The sequence below is a fragment of the Rhodoferax sp. U11-2br genome (genome assembly GCF_018619435.1).
Lineage (GTDB): Bacteria > Pseudomonadota > Gammaproteobacteria > Burkholderiales > Burkholderiaceae_C > Rhodoferax.
The window spans coordinates 37,770-44,526 of sequence record NZ_JAHFZF010000038.1 but is presented as its reverse complement, the minus strand read 5'-3'; the positions used below and the strand labels follow the sequence as shown (position 1 = coordinate 44,526).

The 6,757-nt window shown below is 58.9% G+C and carries 5 protein-coding genes; 3 read left to right on the top strand and 2 right to left on the bottom strand.

The annotated features are described in order from the left end of the window. Positions 1-291 precede the first annotated feature (291 nt). On the bottom strand, positions 292-801 hold the full coding sequence (locus KKO72_RS18630; RefSeq protein ID WP_214942598.1) for a hypothetical protein: 510 nt from the start codon (positions 799-801) through the stop codon (positions 292-294). Between the two features lie 402 nt (positions 802-1,203). On the opposite strand from KKO72_RS18630, the gene KKO72_RS21200 reads away from it, so the two are divergent. From KKO72_RS21200 to KKO72_RS18620, 3 genes are all read left to right on the top strand, one after another. Continuing rightward, the gene (locus KKO72_RS21200; protein ID WP_256445119.1) at positions 1,204-1,326 is read left to right on the top strand and encodes a hypothetical protein; all 123 of its coding nucleotides are present in this window, start codon (positions 1,204-1,206) and stop codon (positions 1,324-1,326) included. Between the two features lie 104 nt (positions 1,327-1,430). Then, positions 1,431-1,946, top strand: coding sequence for a superoxide dismutase family protein (locus KKO72_RS18625; RefSeq protein WP_214942595.1), 516 nt, complete (start codon positions 1,431-1,433; stop codon positions 1,944-1,946). A 22-nt stretch (positions 1,947-1,968) separates the two neighbouring features. Then, positions 1,969-2,826 (top strand): DMT family transporter, encoded by an 858-nt coding sequence (locus tag KKO72_RS18620; RefSeq protein WP_214942592.1) that lies wholly within the window; start codon positions 1,969-1,971, stop codon positions 2,824-2,826. A 493-nt stretch (positions 2,827-3,319) separates the two neighbouring features. Here KKO72_RS18620 and KKO72_RS18615 read toward each other — a convergent pair whose 3' ends face one another. After that, positions 3,320-6,661, bottom strand: a complete 3,342-nt coding sequence (locus KKO72_RS18615; protein ID WP_214942589.1) for a PAS domain S-box protein — start codon at positions 6,659-6,661, stop codon at positions 3,320-3,322. Positions 6,662-6,757: the final 96 nt, after the last annotated feature.

The following is a 6,757-nucleotide window of genomic DNA, read 5'->3' as shown; positions in this document are numbered from 1 at the left end:
CGGAGTTTCACATGAGGCCTAATGAATAAAGGTAGTCATCTGAGAATATCAAACTGAGCCTTGCCGTATGTGGTCTGCTTTCGCTGCACAATCGACGTCAGTGTCAGGCTGGAAGCCGACTTTCAAAAGAGGCCAGACAACGGTCACCCAATCCCTATGTTTTGGCGCTTTAACGCTCGCGGTAAGCTGCGCCGGAGTGCGAAGCACGGAGGGCACCCACAAGCGGAGCTTGTGGGCGTCGGCTTGACCAACCAGTTAGGCTAGTGCGGATGGCAATGCTTTTGATAGGCTTCACTTCGCAAGCCCGCTGATGAAGGCATAGCCTAGGATAGACGCACTACCAATTGCCCCCGAGACTGCGATTGCGGTGGTAATGCCCCAGTACACAAGAAATCCCTTGAGCGAGCCTTGCTGTGCTCTTTCTATTTCACCTAGAGCCTTCAACAGCATTTGAGGATTTCGGGAAACAGCGGGATCGCGAAGCACTGAGAGTTTAGATGTGACTTGGCGTGTGACCAAGATCATCTTCACAACCTCAAAAAGTACAAACGCTGCCAATGACACAAGGAGTAGAAGCGCAGCCCACAGCGTTTGGTCCTTTGACAGGTAGTCCTTGGCCAGTTGCCAAATTCCAAAAATACCCGCATACCCGCCAAAAACTATGACCGTTGTGTAAGCGGCCGACTTGTCATAGGCCGCAGTCAACAGCTTTTCCTGTGCATCGGCGATCTGTTGCGCCTGCTTTTCCTGTTTTTGCTTTGCAATGTGCTGGATCACTTCTTGAAGGTTCGAAGGCTGCACGTTGTTCCTTTGTATTGCCTAACGTAATGTCCACGGTAAGGCTTGCAAAATATTCTGGCCGCTGCGTATTAATCTGGTCACGAAATTCTCCTGAAAGGAGCTTGCAGCCTTGCTTGTAGCGGTTTTTCCTGAAATTTATACAGGTATAAAAATACCGATAAACCCCGCAGACTGTTTTTTTTGATTCTAGGGGCCAAACACACGAACCTCAAAACAGGGAATCCTTCTCGAAGGCCAGCTTTCGCTGCATTGTGACTGTCTGTGTGTGACCTGAACATCCCCCAAATGGGGGGTATCGCTGAACGTCAGCTTCCGCTGCGTACGTGACTTACGAAGTTACTGCGTGAATGACAGCAACTAGCCTTGGCCGACCTAGGTTTTAGCCATTGTGAGCGAGCACAGGTGGCGAGTTTGCTGCACCCGGACATAGCCCAGGCGGCCCCTGACGTGGAGCAGCAGACCGTTGGTGCGGTGCACCTGCAGCGTACGCAGGACGCCTGGGCCGTAGGCACGTTGCTGGGGTAGGTCGAGTAGCTGGATTTATGTCAGAAAGCGGATGCCGCCGATATGCGGCACACTGACGCAAATTCGCCACCGGTTTCCCCATCAACCTGAAAGGACACATCACGATGATCAAATTCTTCGCTCCTATGGCCGCTGCCATACTGGTCAGTGCCTGTGCTGGCTATCCAAGTGGCCCCAGCGCTACCGCGACTTTGCGACCAACCACCGGAAACGCTGTCTCCGGAACGGTTACCTTCACCAAGATTGGGGATGCGGTGCGTGTGGCGGGCGAGGTAACAGGCCTGGCGCCCAACTCCGAACACGGCTTTCACATCCACGAAAAGGGCGACTGTTCCAGCGGCGACGGTATGAGTGCAGGCGGACATTTCAACCCAACAGGCGCAGCGCATGGCTCCAACACGGCCAGCGAGCACCATGCGGGTGACTTGCTCAGCCTGAAATCAGACTCATCTGGCTTGGCGAAGTTCAGTTACACCACCAGCTCGCTCACTGTTGGCGATGGCGTGGCTGATGTCATCGGCCGTGGCCTGATCGTGCACCGCGACGCGGACGACTTCAAGACTCAGCCCACCGGCAACTCTGGCCCGCGGCTGGCCTGCGCCGTGATTGCCAAGGGTTGATGAGCCGTTTTTCCGACTCTTCATGACGCCGTGGCGGTTGACGGGATGGGTGTCAGTGGCGATGCTGGCGTTTGCTGGCAACTCACTGCTGTGCCGAATGGCGCTCAAACACACAAGCATCGACCCGACCAGTTTCACCCTGGGGCGGCTGGTGTCCGGGGCAATCATGCTGCTGGTCGTGGTGCGCCTCAAACGCGGCGTGGTGACGCCCGCCAATAATGGCAACTGGTGGTCGGCGGCGGCGCTGTTTGCCTACGCGGCGGGTTTTTCGTTTGCCTATGTAAGCATGACGGCAGCCACCGGCGCGTTGCTGCTGTTTGGCGCGGTACAGGCCACCATGATCGGTTTTGGCCTGATACAAGGCGAGCGGTTGCGTCTGTCGCAAGTCGCCGGGTTTGCGCTGGCGCTGGTTGGGTTGGTGGTACTGATGCTGCCGGGGCTGGCCACGCCGAGCATGCTGGGCTCCATGTCGATGCTCGGCGCAGGCGTGGCCTGGGGCGCGTACTCGCTGCGTGGCAAGCTGCTGCAAAGCCGGGGCGCCAGCAACCCCACGCTGATGACGGCTGGCAACTTTGCGCGCACCGTGCCGATGGCGCTTGTTTTAAGTCTGTTGCTGTGGCCGCATCTTGCGTGGGACAGCGCGGGGCTGGCCTACGCGGTGGTGTCGGGCGCACTGGCCTCTGGGCTGGGTTACGCCATTTGGTACCAGGCGCTGCCCGCGCTCAAGGCCACCCAGGCCGCCACGGTGCAGCTCAGCGTGCCGGTGATCGCCGCGCTGGGTGGCGTGGTATTTCTGGGTGAAAGACTCACACTGCCGATGCTGCTGGCGTCGGCCGCCATTTTGGGCGGTATCACACTGGTGATTCTGGAGAAGAAATAGGGTCTGCGTGTTCAGTCGCGCAGGATATGGGCTGGGGTGAGCAGAATGCCTCTGCCATCTTCAAGGTGTTTGAGGTCATGGCCTGTATGTCACCCGGGGCCGGTGCTGCCAAATCGCTCTGATCCAAACCCAGTAAGGAGGAGCACCGATGCTGAGGAATATCGAACCTGTCCTGAGCCCCAGGTTGCTGGAGGCTTTGCGAGAAAACTCAACGAGCGCCCAAGGAAAACTCTAGACTATGAAACACCTGCTGAACGATTCAGCCAACTTGTTGCAGCGACCGGTTGAATCCAAGCTGCAAACCTGCCATCCACCGTCCAAAACAACTATCTCCCAAATAAATAGAGAAATATGCCAGAAGCCCTTATTTATATAGGGCTATCCGCTATCAAATCAGTTAGGAGTCGTGTTCGCCCAGCTAGCCGATCAAGGCGCTGAGACCCGTATTTGCGGTTGCAGCTAAGCCATGGACAGCGGCAGCAGCCACCACCAATCAACCCCGCCTCTCCAAGTAGGTCAGCAATGACGAAAACAGCAGCCCCGGGGCCACCGGTTTGATCAGCACGTCGTCCATGCCGGCCTCCAGGCAGCGTGCGCGGTCTTCGGTGAAGGCGTTGGCGGTCATCGCCAGGATGGGGGTGTGCTGGTAGTTGGGCAGCATGCGGATCTGGCGCGTGGCCTCCAGGCCGTCAAGGATCGGCATCTGCATGTCCATCAGCACCACGGCGTAGGTCGACACCGTGGCCCGCTGGATGGCCTGCATCCCGTCTTCGGCGCTGTCCACGAGCAGGCCCGCAGACTCCAGCAGGTAACGCGCCAACTCCAGGTTGATCGGCTCGTCGTCAACAATCAGGATACGTGCGCCTTGGAAGTGCACGCGGATCAGGGTTTCGGGGTCGCCAGCGGCTGCCGGGGCAGCCAGGGTCTGGCGGCGCTCCTTGCGTTGCAGGTGGGCGGTGAACCAGAAGCTGCTGCCAGCACCGGGCACACTCTGCACCCCCGCATCCCCCCCCATCAGTTCAGCCAGCCGTTTGGTGATGACCAACCCGAGCCCGGTGCCGCCGTATTTGCGGGTGGTCGAGTTGTCGGCCTGCTCAAAGGGGTTAAACAGCCGGGGCAGCGCCTCGGGCGTGATGCCTATGCCGGTGTCTGTGACCTCAAAACGCACGTGCACCCACTGGGCTGTTTCTTCGAGATTGATGGCCCGGATGCTGACTGTGCCGTTGTCTGAAAACTTGATGGCATTGCTGACGTAGTTGAGCACCGCCTGCTGCAAGCGGGTTGGGTCGCCATGTAAATCGGCCGGAAAGGCGTCTGCGTTCACCTCGAGCTTGAGTTTCTTTTCCTGCGCGGAGGCATGGGTGATCGACACCACATTCGACAACAGGCCGGGGATGGTGAGCGGGACGTTTTCGAGAACAAAACTGCCCGCATCAATTTTGGAGAGGTCGAGGATGTTGTTGATGACATGCAACAGGTGTTCGCTGGCGATGTCGATCTTGTCAAGCCGGTCCGCCTGTTCGGCTGTCAGGCCACCCCGGCGCAGCAGGTTGGCCATGCCCAAAATAGCGTTCATCGGGGTGCGGATCTCGTGGCTCATGTTGGACAGGAAGGTGCTCTTGGCGAGGTTGGCCGCTTGTGCGGCATCCCTGGCCAGCACCAGCGACTGGTTGGCCTGGTCCAGATCGGCGGTGCGGGTGGCCACCAGCTCTTCCAGATGGTGGCGATAGCGTTCCAGTTCTGCGTTGTTGAGCTTGCGCTGGGTGATGTCCCGGTAAGCGCCATAACTTGTGCCGTCTGGCAGCAAGATGGCGTTGATCTCGACCGGTACTAGGCTGCCATCCTGGCGTTTGAGCAGGAGCTCGGTGGTCACACGCCCGGTACGTCTCAGCGTCACGAAGGTGTTTGCTGAGTGTTCGGTCCCCTCGTCTGGTGTGATGCCGGCCACCGACATGTGGAGCAGTTCGTCGTTGCTATACCCCAGCAGCAGGCGGGCTTGTTCGTTGACGTAGAGGAACTGGCCTTGCGCGTTGGAGATGAAGATGGCGTCGGCGGCATGGTCCAGCACACTTTGGTAGCGCGACTCACTTGCCCGCAGTGCCGCTTCAGCGGCTTTTTGATCGGTGATGTCCTGGATGGCACCATGAACCCAGACCACCTTGCCGTTTTCCACCACCGGCTCACCGATGGTGCGGACCCATTTGCGACGGCCTTTGGCGGTGAGCATCTCCAGTTCCAGGTCGTAGGGCTCGGCTTTGCCGATGAGGTTTCGGATGGCCGCCTGGATCCGTTCGCGGTCCTGATCGCCGTAGTAGCTGAGGCCTTTGGCCACATCCACCGGTGCGTCTTCGGGCACATCGTGGATGCGGGCGGTTTCAGGCGTCCAGTTGCCCTGCCCCGTTGCCGGGTCAAAAGCCCAGCCGCCGGTGTGCGACATGCGACTGGTGGCATTGAGCAGCGCCTCGCGCTCAGCCAGCGCACTTTCGGCGAGGTGACGCTCGGTCAGGTCGATGAAGGTGGCGGCCAAGGTGTGGTGCCCATCCACTTGCAGGTGGGTACAAGCCATGTCGATGTGAACCACATGGCCATCTTGATGGCACAGCGGCAGGTCACGCACAAAATCTTTGTGGTGTTCAACGGCCAGTGCAAACTGTGCCATGGCATGCGCCTGATCTTCTGAGCGGAAGAGGTCTGCGATCTTCTTGGTCAGAAACGCACTGCGGCTGTAACCCAGCAAGGTCGACGCAACCGGGTTGACATCGGTCAGCCGCAGCGCTTGCGGGTCGATCAGAAGGATCGCATTTGGAGAGTCCTCGAACAGGGCTCGAAAGCGCGACTCACTCTGTGACAGAGCCATACCGGCGGCCAGACGCCGCCTGAACTCTTTGCCAAAGGCCAGGGCCAGCACCACAAAGAGGACGTAGATAAGCACTTTTGTGAGCACAACTGGGTACCACTTCGCCAACAGGCTGTCGTATCGGGCCGTGATGACGATGTCCAGGCTGCTGCCACCTACCTTGCGAAAAACCGCGACGCGTTTGACGTTGTCTGTGACAGCGATGCCGAGATAACGCGTGGTTGGGCTGTCGGAGCGGAGGTAGAGCTGAAAAGCCTCGCCGTGGGCGATGTTCTTGCCAATGTGTTTTTCGGGGTCAGGCAGGCGGTAGAGGATGTCGCCTTGCAACGTATGGACGGCCACCGAGTCGACCACGTCGTTGGTCAGGACATCCTGAAATATCGGGGCGAAAAAGTTGGGGATCAAGGTCGCAACCACCGCGCCCTGAAACTCACCCTGCGGGCCACGGATGGCCCGCGACGCCACGATGATCCAGCGTTTGGAGACCCCGATGAATGGCCGCGAGATATACATCCGATCAAAGTCTTTGGGCTGGGCATTCTGGTGGAACTGGAAGTACTCGCGCTGGGAATTGTTGAAAGCACGTATGGTCGCGACATCTTGCGGCGTTTGCAGGCTCTCTGCGGCCAGAACGCGGCCCGTTTTGTCGGCTGCGGTGATCGTCCTGACCTCGGGAAACTCTTTCAGGAAAGCGAGCTGGTGTTGCGAGATGGCTTGTGCGGGCAGCGACGGCTGGGCTTCCTGGTCTGTCGCCAGACTACGCAGGCCCACATCCAATCCGCGTAGAACCCCACCCACCTGGTACTCGGCCAGACGGGCCTGGCGTTCGAGCACCTGATACTCCGTGGCCAGCAGCTCCTCGAAGTCCTGGCGAATGGCGGCGGCGGTGAACAACCCGGCCAAAGCGAGCACCAGCGCCAAGCCCTTCCATGATGAAAGGAATCGGGTTACCGAGCGTGATTCGCTGATTGCCTGCATCCGCCTGCTCCCTAGAGATCAAGGAAATAACACGGTGCCATAGTGAACAACCCACCTGGCCCACAACCCGCTTATTTCCGCCCCGTCCATGCCCGA